Source organism: Bradyrhizobium sp. HKCCYLS3077 (assembly GCF_051167555.1).
Lineage (GTDB): Bacteria > Pseudomonadota > Alphaproteobacteria > Rhizobiales > Xanthobacteraceae > Bradyrhizobium.
Map to the genome: position 1 here is coordinate 408131 of NZ_JBNPTH010000003.1, position 26373 is coordinate 434503.

Here is a 26373-nt window from a genome sequence, read left to right on the forward strand (position 1 = left end):
TCAGGGCCATTTCACTTCGGGCGGCATCGACGACAATATGGACTCCACATTGCCACCGGTTTTCAGCCCAAATGTGGTGCCGCGGTCATAAAGCAGGTTGAATTCGACATAGCGGCCGCGGCGGATCAGTTGCTCCTCGCGCTCGGCCTCTGTCCACGGCGCGGCGAAATTGCGCCGCACCAGCTCCGGATAGACCTTGAGGAATGCGCGGCCGACATCCTGGGTAAAGGCGAGATCGGCGTCCCAGTCGCCGGAATCATGGTGGTCGTAGAAGATGCCGCCGATGCCGCGCGGCTCCTTGCGGTGGGGCAAATAGAAGTACTCGTCGCACCACTTCTTGTATTTGTCGTAGGACGCCACGCTCGCATGCGCATCGCAGGCGCTCTTCATCGCGGCGTGGAAGGCGAGAGTATCGGGGTCTTCCTGATTGCGCCGGCGATCCAGCACCGGCGTGAGGTCGGCGCCGCCGCCGAACCAGGCCTTGGTGGTGACGACGAAGCGGGTGTTCATGTGCACCGCCGGCACATGCGGCGACCACAGATGCGCGATCAGCGAGATGCCCGACGCCCAGAACCGCGGGTCCTCCGCGGCACCGGGGATCTGGCTGCGGAATTCCGGGGCGAACTCGCCATGCACGGTCGAGCAATGCACGCCGACCTTCTCGAACAGCCGGCCGTGCATCATGCTCATCACGCCGCCACCGCCATGTCCGCCGCTGTGGTCGGTGCGCTCCCAGGGCGTGCGCACGAAGCGGGCGGGCGCGCGCGGATAGAGCTCGGCCGGCGCCTCGTCCTCGAGCCGCTCGAACGCCGCGCAGATCTGGTCGCGCAGGCTCTCGAACCAGGCCCGCGCGCGGGCCTTGCGATCCTCGATGGCGGCAGTGGTCATGGACGTCCCCCAGGCACATTGGCGGTCACCTTGTTGTCAAGAAGCCATGACAGCGGGAGGTGACAGCATCGTTGTCGCTGCAGGTGACGTCCTACCACACTCGGTCAGTCCTGCGGACCGAAATAGGTGCAGGTCTCGCGGCAGCTGTCGCGGTGGACGCTGACCTTGGTGACGTGGCCGATCGAGCGGACGCGCTCGTAGATGAAGCGGCAGAGGTTCTCCAGCGTCGGCAGCCCGATCGCCTCGATCTTGTTCAGAAATTTGTGGTCGAGCGTGGCCTGGATCTCGCCCAGGCGCTGCGTCAGCACGCCGAAATCGACCACCATGCCGGTCCTGGGGTCGGGCGTGCCACGCACCGTGACCTCGGCGCGGAAGGAGTGGCCGTGGATTTCCTGGCTCACCTCGCCGAGCGTCGTGTGCGACAGCGCATGCGCGGCCTCGAAGGTGAACGACTTGGTCAATTCCCACATCGGTTCAGTCACAATCCCTATCTGATGCCGATCATCTTGTGCGTCTGCAGGCTGAGCCGCCATTGCGGATGATGCTGGCAATAGTCAATGGCGCGCGCCGTGTTCGCGGCCGCATCAGGCCCGTCCATCGGCTGCAGCGAAAAGCGCTCGAACGAGAGCGCCTCGAACTTGTCGGGCTCGGCGCCCGCTTGCGGATAGACCAGCTTCAGCTCGTGGCCATGCCGCAGCTTCAGCTCGGCGCCGGCCTTCGGGCTGACGCAGATCCAGTCGATCCCGTCAGGCGGAATGAGCGTGCCGTTGGTCTCGATCCCGACTGCAAATCTCTGGGCATGCAGCGCCGCGATCAGGTCGGCATCGACCTGCAGCAGCGGCTCGCCGCCGGTGAGGATCGTATAGCGGTCGGCCGCGCCGCCTGTCCATTGTCCCGCGATCGCCGCGGCCAGAGCAGCGGCGCTGTCATACCGCCCACCCAACGTGCCGTCGGTGCCGACGAAATCGGTGTCGCAGAACCGGCAGGTCGCCGAGGCGCGATCGGCCTCGCGGCCGCTCCACAGATTGCAGCCGGCGAAGCGGCAGAACACGGCGGCACGCCCCGCCTGGGCGCCTTCGCCCTGCAGGGTCATGAAGATTTCCTTCACCGCGTAGCTCACACTGATGGTCCCTCTGGAGACTGCAATTGGACGAAATGTCCAACCTGGCGCAGCGCCTCGCCCGTGGCGATGGCCGCGGCCATGGCGACGTTGAGCGAGCGCAGGCCGGGCTTCAACGGGATGCGCAGCCGTGCATCCGCGGCCTCTGCCACCGTGGCGGGCACGCCGACGCTCTCGCGTCCGAGCAGCAGGATATCGCCGCTGCGATAGCTGAAATCCAGATACGACGTCGCGGCCTTGGTCGTCAGCAGCAGCAGGCGGTGGCCGGCCGCGGCCCGCCACGCCTCGAACGCCTGCCAGGAATCGTGCCGCCGCCAGTTCAGCTGATCGAGATAGTCCATCCCGGCGCGGCGGAACTGCCGGTCCGACACGGGAAAGCCCGCCGGCTCGATGATGTGGGCGCCGAGGCCGAGGCATGCGCACAGGCGCAGAATCGTTCCGGTGTTCTGCGGAATATCGGGCTGATAGAGCGCGATCTGCATGCGAATAGGTCTTAAGGATGAGGCGGAATGTCCGCTGATGAAGCGGGAATTGGTGCATGGCGTGCTGCAGGGCCGATAGCGGGCTTGCGCTCGTATCGCAAGGGTGCCAATAGAACGATTCTGGACGGCTTGTTCCTACCGGGGCGGTAGCACGAGCCGTTTTCTGCCGCCGCGGGGGACGCGGGCGCCGGCAGGCATCTCCCGGTCACGTGATCTCCAACGCTGAGATCTGACACGTCGAGCGGGGCGTTGCGCCGGCTGCAACGAAAGAAAGGGTTGGAATCGTGACAGCGTCTACTGCGGATCATCCGACACGCCGGGATTTTCTCTTCGTCGCCACGGGCGCGACCGCAGCGGTCGGTGGCGTGGCCGCCCTGTGGCCCTTCATCTCCCAGATGAATCCCGATGCCTCGACCATCGCGGCGGGTGCGCCGATCGAGGTCGACCTCACCCCGGTCGCCGAAGGACAGGACATCAAGGTGTTCTGGCGCGGCAAGCCGATCTACATCTCCCACCGCACCAAGAAGCAGATCGAGGAGGTCCGCGCGGTTCCGGTGTCGAGCCTGATCGATCCGGCGACCGACCAGTCGCGCACCAAGGACGGCCACGAGCAATGGCTCGTCGTGATCGGCATCTGCACCCATCTCGGCTGTATCCCGATCGCCCATGAGGGCAATTACGACGGCTTCTTCTGCCCGTGCCACGGCTCTCAGTACGATGCGTCCGGCCGCGTCCGCCAGGGACCCGCGCCGCTGAACCTGCCCGTCCCGCCCTATCAGTTCGTTTCCGACACCAAGATCCAGATCGGCTGAGCCGACGTTACGTCGGCAAGCTCAAGCTCGATCGTGCAAGATAATTCTTTCAGGAACGCATCATGAGTGGACCATCTGACTACCAGCCGAGCCACCCCGCCTTGAAGTGGCTCGAGCAGCGACTCCCCATCATCGGCCTGGTCCACTCGTCCTTCGTTGCCTATCCGACGCCGCGGAACCTGAACTACTGGTGGACCTTCGGCGCCATCCTGTCGATGATGCTGGGGGTGCAGATCCTGACCGGCGTCATCCTGGCGATGCACTACACGCCGCACGCCGATCTCGCCTTCAAGTCGGTCGAACTGATCGTCCGTGACGTCAATTACGGCTGGCTGATCCGCAACATGCATGCGGCCGGCGCATCCATGTTCTTCCTCGCGGTCTACATCCACATGTTCCGCGGACTCTATTACGGGTCGTACAAGGCGCCGCGCGAGGTGCTTTGGATCCTCGGCGTCATCATCTACCTCCTGATGATGGCCACGGGCTTCATGGGCTACGTGCTGCCGTGGGGCCAGATGAGCTTCTGGGGCGCCACCGTCATCACCAACCTGTTCTCGGCCGTGCCGTATTTCGGCGAAGCGATCGTGACCCTGCTGTGGGGCGGCTACTCCGTCGGTAATCCCACGCTGAACCGCTTCTTCGCGCTGCATTACCTGCTGCCGTTCCTGATCGCCGGCGTGGTCGTGCTGCACGTCTGGGCCCTGCACGTGGCCGGTCAGAACAACCCGGCCGGCGTCGAGCCGAAGACCGAGAAGGACATGGTGCCGTTCACGCCGTACGCGACCATCAAGGACTTCTTCGGCGTCACCTGCTTCCTGATCTTCTATTCCTGGTTCATCTTCTACATGCCGAACTATCTCGGCGAGGCCGACAACTACATCCCGGCCAACCCGGCGGTGACTCCGGCGCACATCGTCCCCGAATGGTACTACCTGCCGTTCTACGCGATCCTGCGCTCGATCCCGAACAAGCTGGCCGGCGTCGTGGCGATGTTCGCGGCGATCATCGTGCTGGTGTTCCTGCCCTGGCTCGACGCGGCCAAGACCCGCTCGAACAAGTACCGCCCGCTCGGCAAGCAGTTCTTCTGGATCTTCTTTGCCGTGTGCATCGGCCTCGGCTATCTCGGCGCGCAGCCGCCGGAGGGCATCTACGTCATCCTCGGCCGCATCCTGACCGTGCTGTACTTCGCCTACTTCCTGATCGTGCTGCCGCTGCTGTCGGTGATCGAAAAGCCGCGTCCGCTGCCGAACTCGATCGCCGACGACGTGCTGGCCAAGTCGGGCCGCAAGGCGGTGGCCGCCGTCGCGATCGCGCTGGTCGCCGTCGGCTCGCTGCTCTCCGTCGGCATGGGCGAGGCCCGTGCCAGCGAGGGCAGCGCCACGCCGCCGTCGGCGACGTGGTCGTTCGCCGGCCCGTTCGGCAAGTTCGATCGTGGCGCCGTGCAGCGTGGCCTGAAGATCTACAAGGAAGTCTGTTCGGCCTGCCACTCGCTGAACTTCGTGGCATTCCGCAATCTCGCCGAGCCCGGCGGCCCCGGCTATACGCCGGCACAGGCGGCGGCCTTCGCGGCCGAGTACAAGATCAAGGACGGTCCGAACGACGCCGGCGACATGTTCGAGCGTCCGGGCCGCCCGGCCGACTACTTCCCGGCGCCGTTCCCGAACGAGCAGGCGGCGCGCGCGGCGAACGGCGGCGCGGCTCCTCCGGATCTGTCGCTGATCGCCAAGGCGCGCTCCTACAAGCGGGGCTTCCCCTGGTTCCTGATCGACCTGTTCACCCAGTTCCAGGAGCAGGGCCCGAACTACATCAACGCGCTGCTGCAGGGCTATGAGGACAACCCGCCGCACGGCGTCACCATCCCGGACGGCTCGTACTACAACAAGTACTTCCCCGGCAACGCGATCAAGATGCCGAAGCCGCTGTCCGACGGCCAAGTGACCTATGACGACGGCTCGCCGACGACGCTGGCGCAATATGCCCACGACGTCACGACCTTCCTGATGTGGGCCGCCGAGCCGCACATGGAAGCGCGCAAGCGTCTCGGCTATCAGGTGTTCATCTTCCTGATCATCTTCGCCGGCCTGATGTACTTCACCAAGAAGCGCGTCTGGGCCGCCGCCCACTGAGCGGCGCGCGGACATCACTGCTGAGTTTGAAAAAGCCCCTGCGGGGGCTTTTTTGTTGGCCGTCTGCGACTGGCGGATGCGGAGCACAGCTGGCGCGGCACGAACGGAGCGCTCCCTCTCCCCGTCCTTACGGGGAGAGGGCTGGGGTGAGGGGCAGCCGCACGGGCGGTGCATCGAGGTGATGAGCAAACGCGCGAGCAGTGATCGCTGAGAGACCTGTACCCCACCCGGATTGCATCTGACGATGCAATCAGACCTCTCCCGAGGTGCACCGTGCCCGTCGCCGGAGCAGTGGCAGCATGAGCTTCTGGTCGGGCATCTCAAGAGGTCTTGTCAGCAAGCCTTACGAGAATTGGAGCCATCCCATGTCCTCACTCCTCGCGTTCGTCGGCGCAGCCGGGCTCGAGATCGCCGGCTGCTTCGCGTTCTGGGCGTGGTTGCGCCTCGGCCAGTCGCCGCTGTGGCTGTTGCCCGGCATGGCCGCACTCGCCGGCTTCGCCGCGTTGCTCACCGTCGCCGACAGCCCGTTCGCCGGCCGCGCCTATGCCGCCTATGGCGGCATCTACATCGCCGCGGCGCTGTCGTGGGGCTGGCTGGTCGAAGGCCACCGGCCGGATGTCTGGGACGTCGCCGGCGCGCTGATCTGCCTCGCTGGCATGGCCATAATCCTGTTCGCCCCGCGCGCGATGCCGGTGTAGCGCTGTACTGCCTGTTCTCGACGTTTCTCGCTCCGTCATTCCGGGGCGCGCGGAGCGCGAGCCCGGAATCCATAGCCACAGGCCGGCTTGGGACGAAGAGCAGAGCCGCGCCATCCCCGTTCCTCACGCTCAGTCGTGGTTATGGATTCCGGGCTCGCCCTTCGGGCGCCCCGCAATGACGAGAGGCGCTTTCGACAAGGTGACCGATGGACCACTGCTCTCACGTTCGAGCGAAGCCTCCGGCCTGTTGTCGCACCGTCACGGGATTTGCGGTAAACCGCAATCCCAACTGTCAACAGAAACGACGGAGGACCACATGGGCACTCTTATCAGCTTCAAGCGTCCCGACGGCCAGGAGGCCAAGGGCTATCTCGCCAAGGCGGCGAAGGCCGATGCGCCGGGCGTCGTCGTCATTCAGGAATGGTGGGGCCTGCAGGACCAGATCAAAGGCATGGCCGACCGTTTCGCGCTCGCCGGCTTCAACGCACTGGCGCCGGATCTCTACAAGGGCACGGTGGTGCCGTATCACGACACGGACGCGGCGGGGCGCGAGATGAACTCGCTCGACTTCATGGACGCGACCACGCAGACCGTGCGCGGCGCCGCGCAATATCTCGCCCGCAACGGCGCCAAGGTCGGCCTCACCGGCTTCTGTCTCGGCGGCGCGGTGACGATCATCGGCGCCACCAAGATCGACGAACTCGCCGCCGGTGTCGTGTTCTACGGCATCCCGCCGGAGCAGGCGGCGAAGCCCGCCGACGTCAAGATCCCGCTGCAGGCGCATTTCGCCAACACCGACGATTGGTGCACGCCGGCGCTGGTCGACGGTTTCGAGAAGGCGATGCAGGCCGCCGGCAAATCGCTCGAGCTGTATCGCTACGACGCCGAGCATGCCTTCGTGAACGAGCAGCGCATGACGGTGCACGACCGCGCCGCCGCCGAGCTCGCCTGGGGCCGGGCCACGGCGTTCTTCCACAAACATCTCGGATGAGCTGAGCGCGTCGCGCCGACCGATCGATCCGCGCGGGTCAGACCGCGCGGGCGGTCGCTGCGTCCGGCGCCAGCGGTTCGACATCGTCGCTGATCGAACCGTTGTCCACCGGTTCCGGAGAGGCCGCGCCGGTCGCCTCGTCGGCGGATCGCCGTCGACGCTTTGTCCTCTTCGCCTGCGCTTCGAGGAAGCAATCGAGCAGCGTCTGCTGCTTCGGGAGCGCATGCGACACGGAAGGCTGTTTGCCGCGAGCCATGTTAACCAAGGTAATTCAATATGGTTAACCAATCATTGCCACACTATTGCAGATAGACAACAGGTGTTGCCTTCACGCCCGGTCAAGTTATGTAACTTTTTGGGCTGACGGCAACTGCCGGTAGGTGAATAAGGTGTGATACACGCGCGCAACATGAGGTTGTGATGTGTGTCACACCCGGTGGATGCAGGTTTTCTCCCCGCGTCCGGCCTCTTATGCCCGCGAATCACCTTTATTTCCGGCGGGTCTTGCGCGGCAGCTGCGTTCGCGCAGCTGTCGTGTCGTTCATTATCCGAACCGGCGCGCGCCGCCGTTTGTCGGACGATATCAATCTGAGGTAGCATCCCCGAATTCTTTGTTCTGTTCAGGGAGACGGCATTTGAGTGTGGCCTTTGCGCTCGCGGGCCTGGGCGGCTTGAACGCCCATGGCGCCGGCTTTCTCGATACCGCCCGTGCCTGGGGCGTCGCGCCGGATCTCGTGACGGTGACATCGGGCCAGATCCTGGTGCTCGCCGCCTGGCTGCAGGGCCGAGACCTGCGCGATGAGCTGATCTCCTCGGACCGCGCACGTGATCCGACGTCGCAACTGCGCACGGTGATGTTCGGCTATCCCGGCGTGTTCCGCCCCGCCTATGCGGAGGCGCTGGCGCGCTTCGCCTCCTGGCCGGACTGGCGCGACGGTCCGTTCAACGTGCTCGCCGATCGCCTGCTTCCGGCGCAGCAATACGTCCCGGTGCGCAGCGAGGCCGACTTCGTCCGCACCGCGGAGACGCTGAACGCGACGCCGATCGGCGTCGTCTTCAACACCTACGACCCCGAGGCCGGCACCGGCTGTCTCTACGGCAACGACGCCGCGCGCGACCTGCTGCCGCAGCAGAAGTCGATCCGCAACGACCATGGCGAAAAGGCGCGCCGCTCGGCCGCGAAGCGCGACCTGCGCTATGCCTCCGACGTCAGCGCTGAGCGCTCCATCCGTCCGATCACGCCGGAGGCGATCAAGGCCGCGCTGTGGCTGTCGCTCTACGGCTTCACGGCGCTGCCCCAGGGACAGATGGACGGCGCCTATCACCGTGCCAGCATCATCTCCGAACTCCACCGCTTCGACCGCATCTTCGCCGTTCGCCCGCTCGCTCAGGGCTGGCAGGGCCACGCTCCCGCCAACTGGTTCGAGGTGCAGGACTGGACCACCGAGATGTGGTTCTCTGTCGGCTACAAGGCCGAAGTCGACGCGCTGAAGCGCATCAACGACCTGATCGAGGCCGGCGTCATCACCGACTCGAAATACAAGCCGGTCGAGCTCGTCGAGATCCAGCCGGAGACTCCGGCCGGCTACTTCAACTACTTCGTCGAGCGCGGCGAGGTCTATGAGAGCGCGGTGGCGGCGACGGAGCAGAAGTTCGGGGAACTCGGACTGACGAAGCCGATGCCGTAGTGATACGGTGCGCATTTCGCGCTGAACACGGCCTTTGCCGCTTCGGACGTGCCGGTTCCTTCAACCAAACTTAAGACGAACTTGATTGCCTGATGACCTCACGCTTCGGCTCGAGGCTTCCGCATTTCTCGGCCTCGCTGCACGAGCTCATCTCCATCCGGCTCATATCGGACGCAACGACGCGTCCATTCCTGGCGATAGCGCGCCCTCGTGCGAGGGCGCCGCGAGTGATCGCCCGCGCCGCCATTTTCGGGACTCCGCAATGAACAACCTCAAGATCCGTTCGAAGATCATCGTGCTGCTGCTGCTGCTCGGCCTCGTGAGCCTGGGCAGCGTCGCTTATTCGGGCCTGTCGATGAAGTCGATCGACGATCACTACAGCGCCCTGATCGACCACGAGGACAAGGCGGCCGTTCTCAGCTCGCGATCGGGCCGGGTGCTGATGGCCGTTCTTGCCAATGCTTATAGCCTTGCCTTCGAGTCCACCGACGCGGGCAATGCAGCCGTGCTGAAGGAGCTGCGTGACAATCAGAAGCTCTATCTCGACCAGCTGGATGAGATTGCGCGGCTCGTTCCCGGTTTCGCCACGCAGGTCTCGTCCACGCAGTCGACGGTGCGGTCCGCTTTCGAGCGGTGCGCGCCTGCGATCAACCAGGCGGCGTCGACGACCAGCGAAGCCGGGACGTTTGCTGCCGGCGCGGCGCTGAAGACGACGTGCGAGCCAACGATGCTCAGTGCGCTCGCGACGCAACGACAACTGACGGAGGCCTTGCAGAAGAGCTCTTCGCGGCTGTCCGACGCTCTGACCGGCGAGACGCATCAGACGATCTTCATCGCCACTGCTGCCACCATCGCGGGCTTGATCGTCGCGCTGGTCATCTCGTTCATGGTGTCGACGTCTTCGATCAGCCGCCCGATGGCCGAGGTCACCGACGCCATCGTCCGCATGGCAAGGAACGATTTCAGCGTGACGCTGAGGCAGAGCGGACGCAGCGACGAGATCGGCCAGTTGGCGAAATCCTCGCTCGAATTGCGCGAGACTCTGGTGCGGGCGCGCGAAATCGAGGCGGAGGCCGCGCAGCAGAAGCAGCAGGCCGAGCAGCGGCGCAAGTCCGACATGCAGCAGCTGGCGTCGAGCTTCGAGGCCGCTGTTGGCAATATCGTCCGCACGGTGTCGACGGCGTCCTCCGACCTGGAAGTGGCGGCGACGACGTTGAGCCGCACCGCAGATACCACGCAGTCGCTGTCCTCGACGGTCGCCGTCGCCTCCGAGCAGGCCTCGGCCAACGTGCAGAGCGTCGCCTCGGCCACGACCGAAATGTCGACCTCGGTCGGCGAGATCGCCCGCCAGGTTCAGGAGGCGTCGCGCATCGCCGACGAGGCTGTCAAACATGCGGAGAAGACCGACGGCCAGATCAGCGAGCTGTCTGAGGCCGCCAGCCGCATCGGCGACGTCGTCAAGCTGATCACGGACATTGCCGGCCAGACCAATCTGCTGGCGCTGAACGCCACCATCGAGGCCGCCCGTGCCGGCGATGCCGGCCGCGGCTTCGCCGTGGTCGCCCAGGAGGTGAAGGCGCTGGCGGCGCAGACCGCGAGCGCCACCGGCGAGATCAGCGCACAGATCATGGCGATGCAGGGCGCGACGCAGACCTCGGTGATGACGATCAAGGAGATCGGCGGCACCATCAACCGCATCGCCGAGATCTCTGCCGCCATTGCGGCCGCCATCGAACAGCAGGGTGCCGCCACCCAGGAGATCGCCCGCAACGTCGACCAGGCCGCGCAGGGCACCACGCAGGTGGCCTCCAACATCACCGAGGTGAACCGCGGAGCAGGGGAGACCGGCGCTGCATCCAGCCAGGTGCTCACCTCCGCGCAGTCGCTGTCGCAGGAGAGCAGCCGGCTGAAGAACGAGCTGGATCGTTTCCTCGGACAGCTGCGCGCGGCGTAGCGAGCGTCTCGCGGCGTCTGCCGACCGAAGTGATCAAGGGCTCCCGAGAGGGAGCCCCTTTTTGTTTGCTCATCTCACCAGCGCTGCGCACGACAGCGCTCGAGAATGCTTCAACTCGCGCCCTGACGCATGCGCCCAGATGCCGAATTGTCCTGCGGTCTCAAGCTGATTTGGCCTGTCCAGTCCTGCACCGGAAAATATTCTTGTTTCTAATTTTCAGAATTTATGCTTAGATGCGCGCGTCCCATCCCGGCACGAGGGGCGTATCGCGATCGTCACGAGACGCGGGGTGGAGATGCGGTGGGCGCGTCACGTCGCAGCATGGCTGATGTTGTGCGGACGAACGGCGGGCGCGCACGGTGAAGTCGCATGGTCCTGGCCTCCCGACGCTGAGGCTACGCCGGTGGTGATGATGATCCGCCGGTCACGGGGGCAAGACAGCCCGGTCCCCGGGGAGAATGCGTATAATCCGTCCAACCATCGCGCAGGGAAGGCCGGTCGTCCGGCTGACCTGTGGTGACTGCCGCCTGCTTTTTTGCTGCAGGCGGGCCATGGGCATCAGCCGATGCCCGGCCTTCCCTGCGCCCTCGATTTGATGAGGGCGATGTTGGTGATCATGACTCGGACAGGTCGTGTCGCGAGGATGCTGCTGCATGTTTCAATGTCATCCCCGCGAAGGCGGGGATCCAGTACGCCGTGGCCCATCGACATGAGCCGCAGCGCTGATGGAATACTGGATGCCCGCCTGCGCGGGCATGACGCCGGTGAAAATCAGCCGGGCTTTGCCTCTCGGCTTCAATACCGGCCTGATGAGCGGAGTGGCGACCGCGGAAGCACCACCGCTACCCCCACCTGTGTCCCCGCCGCCCTTGACCCCGGCGGCCGCCCGTGGTCAGTTCCGGCCCATGAGCACCGTCGTCCGCCCAGCCCGTCTCTGGTGGCGCACCTTGTAAAAGGTGGCCGGTGCGATTCATTTGACATTCGATCGCAGAGGGGCCGCCACGCAGCGGCGGCTTCCGGTTGGTCCTGTGTGGCGTTTCCTCGGCAAATTCCGTAAGAGGACGCCCAAGAGGACCCCATGAACAGGACCGTTTTCGCCCTTCCGGCCCGCAGCGACTACCGCACGTCAGGCGGGCTCGCGATCACGCGCGCCGTCGAGCAGTTTTCCGGCGGCGCCAGCCGGCTGGACGACCTGATCGACCTGCTCGACCGCCGCCGCGGCGTGGTGCTGTCCTCCGGCACCACCGTGCCCGGCCGCTACGAGAGCTTCGACCTTGGCTTCGCCGATCCGCCGCTGGTGCTGGAGACCAGGGGCACCGACTTCACGCTGCAGGCGCTGAACCGCCGCGGCGAGGTGCTGATCGCGTTCCTCAAGGACACCGTGCGCGAGCCCTGCGTCGTTATCACCGAGGCTTCGCCGGCGCGGCTCGCCGGCCACATCGTCCGCGGTCCCGCCCCGGTCGAGGAGGACCAGCGCACCCGGCGCGCCAGCGTGATGTCGCTGGTGCGCGCGATGATCGCGGCGCTGTCGGCCAATGACGATCCGCTGCTCGGCCTGTTCGGCGCCTTCGCCTACGATCTGGTGTTCCAGATCGAGGACTTGGTGCAGAAGCGGCCGCGCGAGCAGGACCAGCGCGACATCGTGCTCTACGTGCCGGATCGCCTGCTGGCCTATGACCGCGCCACCGGCCGTGGCGTGGTGCTGTCCTACGATTTTGCCTGGAACGGCCAGTCGACCTCGGGCCTGCCGCGCGAGACCGACGCCAGCGTCTATCTCAAGGAGCCGCGCCAGGGCTTTGCCGACCACGCGCCCGGCGAGTACCAGGCGACGGTCGAGAAGGCGCGCGCGGCGTTCGCCCGCGGCGACCTGTTCGAGGCGGTGCCCGGCCAGCTGTTCGCCGAGCACTGCGAGCGTTCGCCGGCGGAAGTGTTCCAGCGGCTCTGCCGCATCAACCCGTCGCCCTATGGCGCGCTGATGAATCTCGGCGACGGCGAGTTTCTCGTCTCGGCCTCGCCGGAGATGTTCGTCCGCTCCGACGGGCGCCGGGTGGAGACCTGTCCGATCTCCGGCACCATCGCGCGCGGCCGCGACGCCATTGGCGACGCCGAGCAGATCCGCCAGCTCCTGAACTCGGAGAAGGACGAGTTCGAGCTCAACATGTGCACCGACGTCGACCGCAACGACAAGGCGCGCATCTGCGTGCCCGGCACCATCAAGGTGCTGGCGCGGCGGCAGATCGAGACCTACTCGAAACTGTTCCACACCGTCGATCACGTCGAGGGCATGTTGCGTCCGGGCTTCGACGCGCTCGATGCGTTCCTCACCCACGCCTGGGCCGTCACCGTGACCGGCGCGCCAAAACTCTGGGCGATGCAGTTCGTCGAGGACAACGAGCGCTCGCCGCGGCGCTGGTACGCCGGCGCGATCGGTGCGGTGAACTTCGACGGCTCGATCAATACGGGCCTGACGATCCGCACCATCCGCATGAAGGACGGGCTCGCCGAGGTCCGCGTCGGCGCCACCTGCCTGTTCGATTCAGATCCGGCGGCCGAGGATCGCGAGTGCCAGGTCAAGGCGGCGGCGCTGTTCCAGGCGCTGCGCGGCGATCCGCCGAAGCCGCTGTCGTCGACGGCGCCGGACGCGACCGGCTCGGGCAAGAACGTGCTGCTGATCGACCACGACGATTCCTTCGTGCACATGCTGGCCGACTATTTCCGCCAGGTCGGCGCCAACGTCACCGTGGTGCGCTATGTTCACGCGCTGAAAATGCTGGCCGAGCGCAGCTGGGACCTGATCGTGCTGTCGCCGGGGCCGGGCCGCCCCGAGGACTTCAAGATTTCGACCACCATCGATGCGGCGCTCGAAAAGAAGCTGCCGATCTTCGGCGTGTGCCTCGGCGTGCAGGCGATGGGCGAATATTTCGGCGGCCAGCTCGGCCAGCTCGCGCAGCCCGCGCATGGCCGGCCCTCACGCGTGCAGGTGCGCGGCGGACGGCTGATGCAGGGGCTGCCGAACGAGATTGTCATCGGCCGCTATCATTCCCTGTTCGTCGAGCGCGACAGCATGCCGGAGGTGCTGACGGTGACGGCGGCGACCGAGGACGGGGTGGCGATGGCGATCGAGCACAAGACGCTGCCGGTCGGCGGCGTGCAGTTCCACCCGGAATCGCTGATGTCGCTCGGCGATGCCGTGGGCTTGAGGATCGTGGAGAATGCGTTCCGGCTCAATCAGCCGGGGAGTTGATCAACACCGTCATTGCGAGGAGCGCAGCGACGAAGCAATCCAGTTCTTCTCTCGCGGTCCCTGGATTGCTTCCGCCTTCGCCCAAACGGGCTTCGGCGGACATGTCGCTTCGCTCGCAATGACGGCAACACATAGAGTGGATGAGAGCACGATGACGTTCGATCTGGACATCAAGAACACGGTCCGCACCATTCCGGACTATCCCAAGCCCGGCATCCTGTTCCGGGACATCACGACCCTGCTGGCGGACGCGCGCGCGTTCCGCCGCGCGGTCGACGAGCTGGTGCATCCGTGGGCCGGCTCGAAGATGGACAAGGTCGCCGGCATCGAGGCGCGCGGCTTCATCCTCGGCGGCGCGGTCGCGCATCAGCTCTCGGCCGGTTTCGTGCCGATCCGAAAAAAGGGCAAGCTGCCGCACAAGACCGTCAGCATGTCCTACGCGCTGGAATACGGCACCGACGAGATGGAGATGCATGTCGACGCGGTGCAGCCCGGCGAGCGCGTCATCCTGGTCGATGACCTCATCGCCACCGGCGGCACGGCCGAGGGCGCGGTGAAGCTGTTGCGCCAGATCGGCGCCACCGTGGTGGCGGCCTGCTTCATCATCGATCTGCCGGATCTCGGCGGCGCCGCCAAGCTGCGCGCGCTCGACGTGCCCGTGCGCTCGCTGATCGCGTTCGAGGGCCATTGAGGAGGCGGCATCAGGACCGCTGCATCAGGAGCTCGTTCTCGATCTCCCGGAACGCGTAATAGTTGCGGCGGATCCATTGATAGAGCTCGGTGGAGCCGTCCTTCTCCTGGCGCAGATAGCCGGTGAAGGAGAACGAGAAACGCTCGATATAGGTCCTGAGGAAGGCCGGCAGGGCGGCGATGCGCAGGTGCTTGCCGCGGCTGTAGAGGTCGGGCAGCTCCTCGCGCAGCACGTGGTCGTTCTCGACCACGATCAGCTGGGGCCGGGGGATCTGTCGCCGCAGGCTTTCATAGGCGCGCATCGACACCCGGTCGCCTTCCGCACAATAGAGGACGATCGGGACCACGTTCCGCCGTGCGGCCTCCTTCAAAAAGCCGATCTCCTCGGACATTTTGAAGAACTCGTCGAACGAGTAGAAGCCGAGGTCGATCACCTTGGCGATGCCGTCGTTGAGGATCACCCGATCCATCAATTGGATCTTGCCGTAGGTGTCCTCGATGGTCGCGGTTTCCGTGATCTGAGGCAGATAGTCGAGCAGCGACGGCTCGCGCAGGGTGACGTCGAAGGCGAGCACCTGGCCGTTCTTGAGCAGCAGGAACTCGCTCAGGACCCGCGCAAGCAGCGTCTTCCCGGACTGCGGCCGGGGCGAGCAGACGATGTAGACGGGCGTCGCGGGCATCCGACCTATATCAGGTCAAACGCGCCTGCGATAAAGCCCCATCATTCACGGAGCTGCTATTTTTCCCCGGCAGGCCGCGGCGCCGCCGGCTTGCTCGACCCGACGATGTCGGTCAGCTTGATCCGGTCGTACTCGCTCCAGACATTGGCGAGCCAATGCCGGACATAGCCGCGCAGCACGAAGGAGTAGTTGGCGGCCTCGTCGCGCGGGCCCTTGTTGGCGACGAATTTGAGGAACGGCACCGAGGCGACCTCGACCTGCTCGAACGCCATTTCGTTCAGCTTCGGGATGGTCAGCTCGGTCGCATCCTTGATGCGGTGGAAGTAGGAATTGTAGGTCGACTGGTCCCACTCGAAGAAGCTGGTGTTGTTGATGAAGTTCTTCACCAGGAAATACTTCGCCCCGATCATGTAGCTCGCCGTCTCGGCGATCTCGTCCAGCGAGGCGATCGAGGAGCCCAGGATGTGGAACACCGCGAAGGTGATCTGGCCGGAGCGGGCGGCGTCGAGGAAACCGATGTCGCGCAAGGCAGCCAGGGTCGGGGACATCAGGCCGGCGCGGACGTCGATGACGGTCACCGACGGGGCCACGGCACTCAGGGTGTCGAAGATCTTCATCTGGTCCGGCGTCGAGTTCATGTCGACGATCTCGGTGATCTCCGGGTGGAAGCGCTTCAGGGTGCCGCGCGGATGCTCGGTGTCGAACGCCCGGGTGGGGACGTTGTTGGCGCTGAAATAATCGAGCAACGTCCGGGACACCGTGGTCTTGCCGACCCCGCCCTTGTCCGCGCCCACCACAACCACTGCCGGTTTCGCCATGGAAAGTCCTTCAGCCCTGAGGCCGGCCAGTGGGCCGGCGCATTGCATTCTGCTTTGGGCGCGAACATGGCAGAAACGCTGAAGAATTCAAATTCATTGCAGCACGGGACGGGGGAAATTTGCGCCTTTGCTGCAACAGGAGGGAGCAATCGGGCGCATTCTCGCCCGGCCGTCGGGACGGATGCGGAGGCACTTGAGAGGGAATGGCAAGACGGCTGCTCGCCGCCTTTGACTGGCGGGCGAACAATCGTCTCGCTTGCGCGTCAGTGTCGTCCCCAGGGACCCGCGGCCGGCGTCGTCCAGGGGCCTGCCGGCGCATCTTGCCCGGCAGCGGACGTACTGCCCGCTCCATTGGCGCCGCCCCAGGGGCCGGACGGGGGCAGCGGCGGCGGCGCGTCATTTGCCGTTTCAGCGGCGGTGCTGTCGGCGTCTTCAGCCTCCGACGGCAGCGCCAGCGGGCCTGGATCATGGCCGCCGGCGAACTTGATCAGGGCCTGGACGCGGGCATCCACCGAGGGGTGGGTGGCGAACAGGTCGGCAAAACCCTCCCGGGGATTGTCGACGCACAATTCCATCACGGCCGAAGTGGCGCCGGGCAGCTCGCCGCGGCCCTCGATTTTGCGCAAGGCGCTGATCATGGCGTCCGGGTTCTTGGTCAGCTCGACCGCGCCGGCGTCGGCCAGATACTCCCGCGTGCGCGACAAGGCCAGCTTGACGACCTGGGACAGCAGCCAGGCGAGCACGATCAGCACCACCGCGACGATCACGACGATGATGGCGCCGCCGCCGGAGCCCTTGCGGTCGGAATCCGACGACGATGAGGAGGAGGAGGACGAGCGGCCCCAGCCGCCGCCCCAGCTCATGTTGGTGAACAGCCGAAAGAACAATTCGCCGAAGAAGCCGACCACGCCGGCGATGATGACGGCCACCACCATCAGCTGGACGTCGCCGTTGCGGATATGGGTCAGCTCGTGACCCAGCACCGCCTCGATCTCCTGGTCGTCGAGTGCCGCGAGCAGGCCGGTGGTGACCGTGACCGAATATTGCCGCGGGTTGAGGCCGGTGGCGAAGGCGTTCAGCGCCGGGCTGTCCATGATCTTCAGCTGCGGCATCGTGATGCCGCGCGAGATGCAGAGGTTTTCCAGCAGATTGTACAGCCGCGGCTGTTCCTGGCGGGTCACTGCGGCCCCGCCGGTCACTGCATCGATCATCTTCTGGTGGAAGAAATAGGCGATCACGATCCAGGCGGCCGCCCCGATCGTGGCCCAGGGCAGCGCCTTGATCAGGTCGCGTGTGGCGGCGTTCATGTAATAGGCGACGCTGCCATTGCCGTTGATCATGACCTCCGCGATCAGCGCGCCCGCGAACACCAGGACGTAGATCAGCAGGAACAGGCCGCCGAGCAGCAGCATCGAACGGGTCTTGTTCGATGCGATGTGGGTGTAGAGACCGTAGGCGGCCATGATGTTGGGGCCTTCAGCGGAGAGGGCGCCGGCTCAGAACTTGACGCTCGGCGCGGCCTCGACCTCGGCGCGGCTGGTGCCGAGATCGAAGAATTCCTTGCGGGTGAAGCCGAAGGTACCTGCGAACAGCGCCGCGGGCAGCTGCTGGATGCCGGTATTGTACTCCTGCACCGCGTTGTTGAAGAAGCGGCGGCTGGCGGCGATCTTGTTCTCGATGTCGGACAGCTCGCCGGCGAGCTGCTGGAAATTGGCGTTGGCCTTGAGGTCCGGATAGGCCTCGGACAGCGCGATCAGCCGGCCGAGCGCGCCGGACAGCTGGCCCTCGGCGGCGGAGACCTGGGCCGGGCCCTGAGCCGAAATGGCGGCGTTCCGCGCCTTGATCACCTCGTCCAGGGTGCCGCGCTCATGCGCGGCGTAGCCTTTCACGGTCTCGACCAGGTTCGGGATCAAATCGTGGCGCAGCTTGAGCTGGACGTCGATGTCGGCAAAGGCCTGGCCGACGCGCTGGCTGAGGGCCACCAGCCGGTTGTAGGCGCCGAAGGCGAACAGCACGAGAATGACGAGGATGCCGAGGACGATCCAGCCGGACATGACAGGCTCCGAGGGAGAGGGCAGGAGGACGAGGCGGCCGGCACATGGCGGCGCCGCCGGTCCCAGGGTGGACCGGCGTGCATTGGTCGCGGCAGGGCGGCTGCCCGTTCAAGCCGCGCCTGCCCAAGTGCCTGTTCGGCTGTCGTCCAGGCGTCCGGCCCGATGTCAGCGGTTCCGGCTTAGTAGGGGCGGGCGACCCGCCATTTCTGGTCGGGATCGTTGCCCTTGATGTCGCCGGGCGCCGTGTCGGCTTGCGAGGTGTAGAGCGGGCGGTAGCGATAGGCCCACATCTTCTTGCCGTCGCTGCGGGTGATGACGGTGAAATCGCCGGTCGCGACCGCATTGTCGGGCGCGGGCAGCGGCGGACGCTTCTGGGCGCACTCGCCGTCGCAGGTCGACTTGTTTCCGGTATTGTCGCGCTCGGTATAGTACAGCGTCATGCCCTTCAGGTCGGTCAGGATCGGGCCGTTCTTGCCGACGACCGCCTTGGCCGGCGCCGGGCCGGCTTCCTGCTTGGGCGGGGGCGGCGGTTCGGATCCATGGCCTCCGCCGTGCCCTCCGGCAAAGGCGCTTCCTGCCGAAGCCACCAGAATTGCAGCGATCGTCATCGTCCTCAACATCGACACGCGTTCCCTTGTGAGCAGCGCCTTCAGCGCCCGTTGCAGCTCACCGTAGCAAACGCGAATTTCTCTCGGGTTTCGCGAAGTCGACAAAATGAGAGGCAAGTTCGACGCGACGTTAACCATGCCGGGCCGCGTGGGCCCTCTATGGACCCGCCGGCAGCTCCACGCCGTCGCCCCAGTCCCAGCGCCGGGCCACGGCGAAAGCCGGTTTGTCGCGGCGGGGAATGCTGACCGTGGCCGCGGTCCCATTGGTCAGGCACAGCTTGGCGGTTGCCGCGATCTTCGTCACCAAAGGCGGTGCCAGGACACGCGCGGCCGGACGGCGCGTGGCGGGCTGGCGTGTCAGCGCGATGAAACTGAACTTCTCGTCCTCGAACGGCACATCCGCGCCCTTCAGCTCGCGATGCGCCCGCGACCGGGCGAGCCGCTGGACGAAGTGGCACCAGTCCGGTGCGATCAGCGGACACGCCGCCGCATGCGGGCAGGGAGCCGCGACATGAGCGCCTGTTGCGATCAACTGGTCACGGGCCGCGATGATGCGCTGGTAGCCGGCGGGCGTGCCGGGCTCGACGATGAGCAGCGTCTGGTTTGTCTTTTCCCACAAGAGGTCGACGACGGAGCTACGCTCCACGTCGCTCAGCTCATTGATCATGTAGCTCGCGATCACGAGGTCAGCGCACTCGGCGCGATCGAGCAGGGCGCGTGCAGGGCCCTGCGCGTAGGTCAGATTGCGGCTGCGCAGCCCATCCTCGGCCAACGAGAGCGCCAGGGTGCGCAAGGCAGGATTCGCATCAATGGCGTTGACCGATGTCAGCGAGGAGAACGCTTCGGCGGCCGCGAAGCTGGCTGTGCCCGGCCCCGCGCCGACATCGAGCACTGTACCCGGAGCGAAGTCCGGGCTCGCCTGCATCAAAGCATTCAGGCTCGCAGCCACCGCGGCATAAGTCGCCGGCATCCGCACGGTGGCATAGGCGATCGCGTCGGCGTCGGTGGTGATCGCTCCGGAATTGCCACCGCTGCGGTAGGTGTCGGAAATGCGCGTGGCGCGTGTCGCTGCATCCTGTCGCGACAGGCCGTGCAGCTTGGCTTCGAGTGCGGCCTTGAGCGCGGCGGGAAGATCGGGAGAGATCATTGGTGCTCTCCAAGCATCATTCCGGATGCCGCTGACGCGGCGATCCGGGATGACTTAGCAGCGTCACGCCACCTGCTGGTCGAGGATCTTCACGGCCTCGTCGAGCGCGACCGAGACGAGCTGCGACACGCCGCGCTCGGCCATGGTGACGCCGAACAGCCGGTTCATGCGCGCCATGGTGATCGGGTTGTGGGTGATGATGATGAAGCGGGTCTCGGTCGAGCCCTTCATCTCGTGCAGCAGGTTGCAGAAGCGTTCGACGTTGTGGTCGTCGAGCGGCGCGTCGACCTCGTCCAGCACGCAGATCGGCGAGGGGTTGGTCAAGAACACCGCGAAGATCAGCGCCATCGCCGTCAGCGCCTGTTCACCGCCCGAGAGCAGCGACAACGTCTGCGGCTTCTTGCCCGGCGGCTTGGCGATGATCTCGAGGCCAGCCTCGAGCGGATCGTCGCTCTCGATCAGATGCAGCGCCGCTTCGCCGCCGCCGAACAGCTCGGTGAACAGCCGCTTGAAGTGGTCGTTGACGGTCTCGAACGAGGACTGCAGGCGCTCGCGCGCCTCCTTGTTGAGGCTCTGGATGCCCTGGCGCAGCCGCTTGATGGCCTCGACCAGGTCGTCGCGCTCGGTTGTCAGCGCGGTGTGCGAGCCCTCGACTTCGGTGAGCTCTTCCTCGGCGCGCAGGTTGACCGCGCCGAGACGCTCGCGATCCCTACGCAGCTTCTCCAGGCTGTCCTCGATCTCGTGCAGCGGCGGCAGCTGCGTGTCCGGACCGATCTCGGCCATCGCGGCGACCGCGTTCGGCTCGCATTCGAGCATGTCGTGGATCTCGCGCTCGACATCGGCGACGCGGCGCTTGGCGCTCTCCAGCCGCTCCTCGGCGCGGGCGGCGGCTTCGCGCGACTTCGACAGCGCTTCCAGCGAGGCCTTGGCGGCCCGGTCGGTGTCGCCCATCGCGGTCTCGGCTTCGGCCAGCGCGTCGGCGGCGACCTGGCGCTCCTCCTCGGCGATCGCGAGTTCGTCGATCAGCGCGCTGCGCTTCTCGGCAAAGATCTCCGGCGCGTTGTCGAGCTCGGCGCGCTCGTCCCGGACCTCGGCGATGCGCGCCTCGATGGTGGCGATCTGCGAGCCGGCGCCGCGGATGCGGTTGAACCAGTCGTTGCGCTCGTTGATGATCGCCTGCACGCGGCGGTCGGCCAACTCGGCCTCGCGGGCCAGTGCCTGAGCTTCCGCACGCACCTGCGCCGCGGCACGGCGCTTGGTCTCGATCTCGGCGCGCACGGCGGCGAGCCGGCCGTCGGCTTCGGTGGTCGCCGGCAGCCCCTCGATCGCCTCCAGCGCATTCTCATGCAGCTCGGCGATCTCGGCGCGGTCATGGGCCAGACGCGTGGAGGCCTCGACCAGCGCGGACTTGCGCGCCGAATGGCGGTTGATCTCGCGCTCGGCATTGGCGTGGCGCTCGCGCGCCGAATTGACCTCGCGCTGCGCGGCGCGCCAAGCTTCGCGCGCGGCGCTCTCGGCAGCGGTCGCGGCCTTCACCTCGGCCTCGGCGCTCTCCAGCGCCTGGCGCTTGCTGGCGGCATCGATGCGCGCCTGCTCCAGCTCGGCCTCGATGTCGATCAGGCGGGCGCGCTCGGCGAGACGGCGGGCGGCGCCGGTCGGCGCATGCGCGGCGGCGATGAAGCCATCCCAGCGCCAGACGTCGCCTTCCGGCGACACCAGCCGCTGACCAGTGCGCAGCTGCGACACCAGTTGTGCGCCACGATCGCGCGACACCACGCCGATTTGCGCCAGACGGCGCGACAGCTCCGGCGGTGCCTGCACATACGCAGCCAACGGCTCGACGCCGTCCGGCAGCGCGGGGTCGGTGACCTCGGCGCCGGCGACGGTCCAGTGCATCGGCGCGGACGCATCGACCGGCGCATCGAGATCGTCACCCAGCACGGCGCCGAGCGCCTTCTCATAGCCCTTGGCAACGGTGACGCCGTCGATGATCGGCGGCCAGAGATTCTTGGTCTCGCTGTTCACCATCTTGGAGATGGTGCGCGCCTCGGTCTCCAGCCGCTGCGCGCGCTTCTCGGCTTCCGCCAGCGGCGCGCGCGAGGCTTCGAGCTTCTGCCGCGCGGAGGCCTGCGCGGCCTCGTTGGTCTGCACCGCAGCCTCGGCCTGCGCCTCGGCTTCCTCGGCGGCTTCGAGCGCTGCGGCGAGCGCGTCGAGATCGCCGAGATGGGCGGTCTCCTGCGCCAGCCGCTCCTCGTCGGCGCGGACATTGGCGATGTCCTGGTCGAGGCGGGCGAGGCGGTCGCGATGGCTGCGGACGTTGGCCTCGAGCTGGTTGCGACGCGCGGTGAGATCGGCGAGCTGCGTCGTCAGCTCGGTGAACTGGCGCTCGGTCTCGGTCAGCAGCGCCTCGGCCTCGGCGACGCGCTCGTCGACGCCGCTGCGCATCTCGACGCGCGCCTTGATCTCTTCCTTCAGCTCCGCGTCTTCGGTCTCGAGACGCTGCAGGGCAACCTGGGCATCCTGGTTCTGCTGCTGCTCGCGCGCGACGTCGGCGGTGAGCTGCATCAGGCGGCGGTCGAGCTCGCCGGCGCGCTCCTTGGCGCGCACCTCCTCGCGGTCGAGCAGGTCGCGGGCATTCTTCAGCCGCTGCATCGTCGCGGCGGCACGGGCCTCGGCCTCGCGCAGCGCCGGCAGATGCGAGGAGCGGATCGCCTGGATGCGGGCAGACTCAGCCTGCTCGCGCGTCCGCTCGGCCATCTCGCGCACGGCGACGTCGTGCGTATGCGCGGCGTCGTTGAGGTCGGCATGCGCGCCCATCCAGCGCAGATGATAGAGCGTGGCTTCCGCCTTGCGCACCTTGGCGGCGACCTCGCGGTAGCGGATCGCCTGGCGCGCCTGCTTGCGCAGGCCTTCCATCTGGCCGGAGAGCTGGCCGATGACGTCCTCGACGCGCAGCAGATTCGTTTCGGCCGCCTTCAGCCGCAGCTCCGCCTCGTGGCGGCGCGCATGCAGGCCGGCGACGCCGGCGGCGTCTTCCAGCACGCGGCGGCGCTGCTCGGGCTTGGCCTGGATGATCTCGCCGATCTTGCCCTGGTGGACCAGCGCCGGCGAGCGCGCGCCGGTGGCGGCGTCGGCGAACAGGATCTGCACGTCACGGGCGCGCACGTCGCGGCCGTTGATGCGATAGACCGAGCCGGCCTCGCGCTCGATGCGGCGCGAGATTTCAAGGATGTCGCGGTCGTTCACGGCGGCCGGCGCGGTGCGATCGCTGTTGTCGATCGTCATCACCACTTCGGCGTGGTTGCGCGACGGACGCGTGTTCGAGCCGGAGAAGATCACCGCGTCCATGTCGGCGGCGCGCAGCGATTTGTGCGAGGTCTCACCCATCGCCCAGCGCAGCGCCTCGACCAGATTCGACTTGCCGCAGCCGTTCGGACCGACGACGCCGGTGAGGCCGGGTTCGATCACGAAGTCAGTCGGTTCGACGAACGTCTTGAAACCGTGAAGACGAAGACGCGTGAGTTTCATGCACAGATTCTCTGTTGGCGGGAAACGAATCTCACAGCCCCGACAATACCATGAATGGCAAAGTCAAAGTGACTTGAGTCGCCTCGAGCGCCTCATTCTGAGGGCGGGACAATGGCGACGCCGGTCCGTGAGGGCAACCCGCTCGCCCCGCTTTTCCAAGGCTTTCTCGACCGAATCAGCCCGCCAAACAGAAGCGGCCCCACGAAGGGGCCGCACTGTGTCTCGTTTGACTCAGTGATTCGGATCAGCTCTTCAGAAGCGGGTTGATGCGCTTCTGAAACTCCTCGATCGAGGATTCGCCTTTGATCTTCTCGCCGTTGATGAAGAAGGTCGGCGTCGAATCCACTTTGAGAATGTCGCTGGCGTATTTCTGGTCGGCGGCGATCTTGTCGAGCAGCGCCTGATCCTTGAGGCAGGCTTCGACCTGCTGCTGGCTGAGCCCGGCCTGCTTGCCGATCCGGGTCAGGGTCTCCGTGGTGTTCTTGACCACCCAGTCGTTCTGCGAACGGAACAGCATGTCGGTGACCGCAAAATACTTCTGCGCGTCGTCCTTGGCGATGCAGCGCGTCAGCATCGAGCCGGCGGCGGCTTTGATGTCGAGCGGGAACTCGCGGAAGATGTAGCGGATCTTGCCGGTATCGATGTATTCGGCCTTCAGCTTCGGGAACACGGTCGCGTTGAACGCCGCGCAATGCGGGCAGGTCATCGAGGCGTATTCGACGATGGTCACCGCGGCGTCCGCCGGGCCGAGGCCCATGTCCGGCAGCGACTGCGGCTTGGCGACGTCGGCCGCGGTCTGCGCGAAGGCCTCGGAGATCAACCGCAGCGGCGAGAAGCCGGCCAGCGCGGCGAGGCCGGTCAGCGACAGGGCGGCGGTGAAGGCGCGGCGGGTGATGATCAAGGCTCTGCTCCAAAATGGGCGCCTGAGGCGCCTGAAACGCTCATAACGTGGCTTTTCGCTAGCTTGAAACCCAGTCTGAGGCAATGCCGGGCCTCAAAGCGGGATCGACGCGAAAGCGTCAATTTCGCTTGATGGCGGCGCCCAGCCGGGCCAGCGCGTCGCGCAACGCGTCGTCCTCGATCGCGGTCAGGGTCGAGGCCACCTTGGCCACCTTCTTCGGATCGGGCGGCGCCGGGCGGCGCTTCACCGGCGGCCGCGTCAGCGGGCCCTGGCGCAGCGCCAGCTTGCCGACCGCATGCCAGCCGAAGAAGCGGTTCACCCGCTCCAGGATGACATCAGACGAATGCTGGATCTCCAGCGCCATCGGCCCCTCGACGCGCAGGATGAGGGTCGCCGGCTCCTGCGGCTGGCCCTCCACCGGCCGCGGCCATTGCATCTTCAACGGCTGGGCATGCTCGGCGATCTCGCGGCCGGCAATCTCCGGCCAGCGGGTCACCAGCTCGCGCGCGGCAAAACCCTGTTTGGCATAGGCGGCGGTCAGCACGTCGCCCATCATTAGCGCGAGAGGCTTTGCGGTGAGGCGGCCGGGCTTTGCCATGATGAACGGGGTCTCGTGGTGCTTGTCGTCAATCCCGGCGCGAAGAAAGCCGTGGACGAGCCAGCTGTTCCGCAGGCGACGATGGCTCATGACGTACTAGATTAAGCCAATGGTGTCATCAGCCCTTCCTGCCAAGCGCAAGAGCCAGCAAGACAATCACGGGCACGCCGGGCGCCCGGCGCAACTGCTCGCGTGGTACGATCGCCACCGGCGGCGGCTGCCGTGGCGGGCGCCGGCCGGGCAGCGCTCGGATCCGTACCGGGTGTGGCTGTCGGAGATCATGCTGCAGCAGACCACGGTGAAGGCGGTCGGGCCGTATTTCGAGAAATTCCTGGCGCGCTGGCCGGATGTCTCGGCGCTCGGCAGCGCCGATCTCGAGGACGTGCTGCGGATGTGGGCCGGCCTCGGCTATTACTCGCGGGCGCGCAACCTGCACGCCTGCGCCGTGACAGTGCTGCGCGAGCATGGCGGCGTATTCCCGGACACCGAGGAGGGCTTGCGCAAGCTGCCCGGCATCGGCCCGTACACGGCGGCCGCGATCGCGGCGATCGCGTTCGACCGCCGGACGATGCCGGTGGACGGCAACATCGAGCGCGTGACGACGCGGCTGTTCAGAATCGAGGAGGCGCTGCCGCAGGCCAAGCCGCAGATCCAGGCGATGGCCGCGACCCTGCTCGGACCGTCCCGCGCCGGCGACAGCGCCCAGGCGCTGATGGACCTCGGCGCCACCATCTGCACGCCGAAGAAGCCGGCCTGCGTGCTGTGCCCGCTGAACGAGGACTGCGCGGCGCGCCAGCGCGGCGACCAGGAGACGTTCCCGCGCAAGGCGGCGAAGAAGACCGGGACGCTCCGGCGCGGAGCAGCCTTCGTCGTTGTCAGAGGCGACGAGCTGCTGGTGCGCTCGCGCCCCGCCAAGGGCCTGCTCGGCGGCATGACCGAGGTGCCCGGCTCGGATTGGCTGGCCGGCCAGGACGATGAAGAGGCGCTCGCGCAAGCTCCGGAGCTTGCGAGCGTCAAGCGCTGGCATCGCAAGCTCGGTGTCGTCACCCACGTCTTCACGCACTTTCCGTTGGAGCTCGTGGTCTACACCGCGACCGTGCCGGCACGGACGCGCGCCCCCGACGGCATGCGCTGGGTGAAGATTGCCACGCTCGACGGCGAGGCGCTGCCCAACGTGATGCGCAAGGTCGTCGCGCATGGGCTCGGGGAGTGAGGCAGCGCTTCGCGTGTAGTTTGTAGTCGTAGGGTGGGCAAAGGCGCGCCTCGAAAGCTTCTAAGCTGGCCGAGATGCCTCTCGCGCCGTGCCCACCATTGTATCAGCGAGTCCGCCGCAACATGGTGGG

The 26373-nt window shown here is 66.4% G+C and carries 23 protein-coding genes; 9 read left to right on the top strand and 14 right to left on the bottom strand.

The features are described 5' to 3' along the window. The 4 genes from hemF to ACQR0Z_RS13755 all read right to left on the bottom strand — a co-directional run bounded on the left by hemF (nucleotide 1) and on the right by ACQR0Z_RS13755 (nucleotide 2490). Entirely contained in the window at nucleotides 1–888 is an 888-nt protein-coding gene (gene hemF, locus ACQR0Z_RS13740; RefSeq protein ID WP_434918961.1) for an oxygen-dependent coproporphyrinogen oxidase, read from the bottom strand. Between the two features lie 104 nt (nucleotides 889–992). Then, the gene (locus ACQR0Z_RS13745; protein ID WP_434857075.1) at nucleotides 993–1358 is read right to left on the bottom strand and encodes a 6-pyruvoyl trahydropterin synthase family protein; all 366 of its coding nucleotides are present in this window, start codon (nucleotides 1356–1358) and stop codon (nucleotides 993–995) included. Between the two features lie 17 nt (nucleotides 1359–1375). Further along, entirely contained in the window at nucleotides 1376–2008 is a 633-nt protein-coding gene (queE, locus tag ACQR0Z_RS13750) for a 7-carboxy-7-deazaguanine synthase (RefSeq protein ID WP_434918962.1), read from the bottom strand. Then, nucleotides 2005–2490: a tRNA (cytidine(34)-2'-O)-methyltransferase gene (locus ACQR0Z_RS13755; RefSeq protein ID WP_434857073.1), complete on the bottom strand. Its 486-nt coding sequence runs from the start codon at nucleotides 2488–2490 to the stop codon at nucleotides 2005–2007. The genes queE and ACQR0Z_RS13755 overlap by 4 nt, the downstream gene beginning before the upstream one ends. Nucleotides 2491–2771: 281 nt before the next feature. Between ACQR0Z_RS13755 and petA the strand changes: the two genes are divergently transcribed. The 4 genes from petA to ACQR0Z_RS13775 all read left to right on the top strand — a co-directional run bounded on the left by petA (nucleotide 2772) and on the right by ACQR0Z_RS13775 (nucleotide 7120). Beyond that, a complete protein-coding gene (gene petA, locus ACQR0Z_RS13760; protein WP_434857252.1) occupies nucleotides 2772–3302 on the top strand; it encodes a ubiquinol-cytochrome c reductase iron-sulfur subunit in 531 nt (176 codons plus the stop codon). A 62-nt stretch (nucleotides 3303–3364) separates the two neighbouring features. After that, a complete protein-coding gene (locus ACQR0Z_RS13765) occupies nucleotides 3365–5431 on the top strand; it encodes a cytochrome c1 (protein WP_434876955.1) in 2067 nt (688 codons plus the stop codon). Between the two features lie 365 nt (nucleotides 5432–5796). Beyond that, complete coding sequence (locus ACQR0Z_RS13770) at nucleotides 5797–6129, top strand: YnfA family protein (RefSeq protein ID WP_434918963.1); 333 nt, start codon at nucleotides 5797–5799, stop codon at nucleotides 6127–6129. Between the two features lie 316 nt (nucleotides 6130–6445). Beyond that, on the top strand, nucleotides 6446–7120 hold the full coding sequence (locus ACQR0Z_RS13775; RefSeq protein ID WP_434857070.1) for a dienelactone hydrolase family protein: 675 nt from the start codon (nucleotides 6446–6448) through the stop codon (nucleotides 7118–7120). 37 nt (nucleotides 7121–7157) lie between these two features. On the opposite strand, the gene ACQR0Z_RS13780 is transcribed toward ACQR0Z_RS13775, so the two are convergent. Further along, nucleotides 7158–7376, bottom strand: a complete 219-nt coding sequence (locus ACQR0Z_RS13780; RefSeq protein ID WP_434918964.1) for a hypothetical protein — start codon at nucleotides 7374–7376, stop codon at nucleotides 7158–7160. Between the two features lie 379 nt (nucleotides 7377–7755). Here ACQR0Z_RS13780 and ACQR0Z_RS13785 point away from each other — a divergent pair, with 379 nt between their 5' ends. The 4 genes from ACQR0Z_RS13785 to ACQR0Z_RS13800 all read left to right on the top strand — a co-directional run bounded on the left by ACQR0Z_RS13785 (nucleotide 7756) and on the right by ACQR0Z_RS13800 (nucleotide 14697). After that, on the top strand, nucleotides 7756–8808 hold the full coding sequence (locus ACQR0Z_RS13785; RefSeq protein WP_434876953.1) for a hypothetical protein: 1053 nt from the start codon (nucleotides 7756–7758) through the stop codon (nucleotides 8806–8808). A 262-nt stretch (nucleotides 8809–9070) separates the two neighbouring features. Beyond that, complete coding sequence (locus ACQR0Z_RS13790) at nucleotides 9071–10762, top strand: methyl-accepting chemotaxis protein (RefSeq protein WP_434918965.1); 1692 nt, start codon at nucleotides 9071–9073, stop codon at nucleotides 10760–10762. A 1078-nt stretch (nucleotides 10763–11840) separates the two neighbouring features. After that, nucleotides 11841–14006 carry an anthranilate synthase component I gene (locus ACQR0Z_RS13795; protein ID WP_434918966.1) on the top strand — a complete coding sequence of 722 codons (2166 nt, stop codon included), beginning with the start codon at nucleotides 11841–11843 and terminating at the stop codon, nucleotides 14004–14006. Nucleotides 14007–14157: 151 nt separating this feature from the next. Continuing rightward, the gene (locus ACQR0Z_RS13800; RefSeq protein WP_434857065.1) at nucleotides 14158–14697 is read left to right on the top strand and encodes an adenine phosphoribosyltransferase; all 540 of its coding nucleotides are present in this window, start codon (nucleotides 14158–14160) and stop codon (nucleotides 14695–14697) included. Nucleotides 14698–14707: 10 nt separating this feature from the next. On the opposite strand, the gene ACQR0Z_RS13805 is transcribed toward ACQR0Z_RS13800, so the two are convergent. The 9 genes from ACQR0Z_RS13805 to ACQR0Z_RS13845 all read right to left on the bottom strand — a co-directional run bounded on the left by ACQR0Z_RS13805 (nucleotide 14708) and on the right by ACQR0Z_RS13845 (nucleotide 25030). Further along, nucleotides 14708–15376 (bottom strand): hypothetical protein, encoded by a 669-nt coding sequence (locus ACQR0Z_RS13805; RefSeq protein WP_434857064.1) that lies wholly within the window; start codon nucleotides 15374–15376, stop codon nucleotides 14708–14710. A gap of 56 nt (nucleotides 15377–15432) precedes the next feature. Further along, entirely contained in the window at nucleotides 15433–16194 is a 762-nt protein-coding gene (locus ACQR0Z_RS13810; RefSeq protein ID WP_035646707.1) for a hypothetical protein, read from the bottom strand. 263 nt (nucleotides 16195–16457) lie between these two features. Then, the gene (locus tag ACQR0Z_RS13815) at nucleotides 16458–17657 is read right to left on the bottom strand and encodes a M48 family metallopeptidase (protein ID WP_434918967.1); all 1200 of its coding nucleotides are present in this window, start codon (nucleotides 17655–17657) and stop codon (nucleotides 16458–16460) included. A gap of 33 nt (nucleotides 17658–17690) precedes the next feature. Beyond that, complete coding sequence (locus ACQR0Z_RS13820) at nucleotides 17691–18248, bottom strand: LemA family protein (RefSeq protein WP_009028732.1); 558 nt, start codon at nucleotides 18246–18248, stop codon at nucleotides 17691–17693. Nucleotides 18249–18427: 179 nt separating this feature from the next. Further along, entirely contained in the window at nucleotides 18428–18868 is a 441-nt protein-coding gene (locus ACQR0Z_RS13825; RefSeq protein WP_434918968.1) for a COG4315 family predicted lipoprotein, read from the bottom strand. A 145-nt stretch (nucleotides 18869–19013) separates the two neighbouring features. After that, nucleotides 19014–20003 (bottom strand): small ribosomal subunit Rsm22 family protein, encoded by a 990-nt coding sequence (locus ACQR0Z_RS13830; RefSeq protein ID WP_434918969.1) that lies wholly within the window; start codon nucleotides 20001–20003, stop codon nucleotides 19014–19016. 63 nt (nucleotides 20004–20066) lie between these two features. Then, nucleotides 20067–23531 carry a chromosome segregation protein SMC gene (gene smc, locus ACQR0Z_RS13835; RefSeq protein ID WP_434918970.1) on the bottom strand — a complete coding sequence of 1155 codons (3465 nt, stop codon included), beginning with the start codon at nucleotides 23529–23531 and terminating at the stop codon, nucleotides 20067–20069. 244 nt (nucleotides 23532–23775) lie between these two features. Next, nucleotides 23776–24432: a DsbA family protein gene (locus tag ACQR0Z_RS13840; protein WP_434876946.1), complete on the bottom strand. Its 657-nt coding sequence runs from the start codon at nucleotides 24430–24432 to the stop codon at nucleotides 23776–23778. Nucleotides 24433–24550: 118 nt separating this feature from the next. Further along, the gene (locus tag ACQR0Z_RS13845) at nucleotides 24551–25030 is read right to left on the bottom strand and encodes a DUF721 domain-containing protein (protein WP_008963313.1); all 480 of its coding nucleotides are present in this window, start codon (nucleotides 25028–25030) and stop codon (nucleotides 24551–24553) included. Nucleotides 25031–25139: 109 nt separating this feature from the next. Here ACQR0Z_RS13845 and mutY point away from each other — a divergent pair, with 109 nt between their 5' ends. Next, complete coding sequence (gene mutY, locus ACQR0Z_RS13850) at nucleotides 25140–26243, top strand: A/G-specific adenine glycosylase (protein WP_434918971.1); 1104 nt, start codon at nucleotides 25140–25142, stop codon at nucleotides 26241–26243. Nucleotides 26244–26373 lie beyond the last annotated feature (130 nt).

Bases quoted from the DNA above. Each gene is read 5' to 3' on its own strand.
- ACQR0Z_RS13845 (WP_008963313.1), bottom strand. From the start codon at position 25,030: ATGGCAAAGCCCGGCCGCCTCACCGCAAAGCCTCTCGCGCTAATGATG.
- ACQR0Z_RS13795 (WP_434918966.1), top strand. From the start codon at position 11,841: ATGAACAGGACCGTTTTCGCCCTTCCGGCCCGCAGCGACTACCGCACG.
- ACQR0Z_RS13805 (WP_434857064.1), bottom strand. From the start codon at position 15,376: ATGCCCGCGACGCCCGTCTACATCGTCTGCTCGCCCCGGCCGCAGTCC.
- ACQR0Z_RS13775 (WP_434857070.1), top strand. From the start codon at position 6,446: ATGGGCACTCTTATCAGCTTCAAGCGTCCCGACGGCCAGGAGGCCAAG.
- ACQR0Z_RS13745 (WP_434857075.1), bottom strand. From the start codon at position 1,358: ATGTGGGAATTGACCAAGTCGTTCACCTTCGAGGCCGCGCATGCGCTG.
- ACQR0Z_RS13755 (WP_434857073.1), bottom strand. From the start codon at position 2,490: ATGCAGATCGCGCTCTATCAGCCCGATATTCCGCAGAACACCGGAACG.
- mutY (WP_434918971.1), top strand. From the start codon at position 25,140: ATGGTGTCATCAGCCCTTCCTGCCAAGCGCAAGAGCCAGCAAGACAAT.
- ACQR0Z_RS13790 (WP_434918965.1), top strand. From the start codon at position 9,071: ATGAACAACCTCAAGATCCGTTCGAAGATCATCGTGCTGCTGCTGCTG.
- ACQR0Z_RS13820 (WP_009028732.1), bottom strand. From the start codon at position 18,248: ATGTCCGGCTGGATCGTCCTCGGCATCCTCGTCATTCTCGTGCTGTTC.
- ACQR0Z_RS13825 (WP_434918968.1), bottom strand. From the start codon at position 18,868: ATGTTGAGGACGATGACGATCGCTGCAATTCTGGTGGCTTCGGCAGGA.
- ACQR0Z_RS13830 (WP_434918969.1), bottom strand. From the start codon at position 20,003: ATGATCTCTCCCGATCTTCCCGCCGCGCTCAAGGCCGCACTCGAAGCC.
- ACQR0Z_RS13810 (WP_035646707.1), bottom strand. From the start codon at position 16,194: ATGGCGAAACCGGCAGTGGTTGTGGTGGGCGCGGACAAGGGCGGGGTC.
- hemF (WP_434918961.1), bottom strand. From the start codon at position 888: ATGACCACTGCCGCCATCGAGGATCGCAAGGCCCGCGCGCGGGCCTGG.
- ACQR0Z_RS13780 (WP_434918964.1), bottom strand. From the start codon at position 7,376: ATGGCTCGCGGCAAACAGCCTTCCGTGTCGCATGCGCTCCCGAAGCAG.
- ACQR0Z_RS13800 (WP_434857065.1), top strand. From the start codon at position 14,158: ATGACGTTCGATCTGGACATCAAGAACACGGTCCGCACCATTCCGGAC.
- ACQR0Z_RS13815 (WP_434918967.1), bottom strand. From the start codon at position 17,657: ATGGCCGCCTACGGTCTCTACACCCACATCGCATCGAACAAGACCCGT.
- smc (WP_434918970.1), bottom strand. From the start codon at position 23,531: ATGAAACTCACGCGTCTTCGTCTTCACGGTTTCAAGACGTTCGTCGAA.
- ACQR0Z_RS13770 (WP_434918963.1), top strand. From the start codon at position 5,797: ATGTCCTCACTCCTCGCGTTCGTCGGCGCAGCCGGGCTCGAGATCGCC.
- ACQR0Z_RS13765 (WP_434876955.1), top strand. From the start codon at position 3,365: ATGAGTGGACCATCTGACTACCAGCCGAGCCACCCCGCCTTGAAGTGG.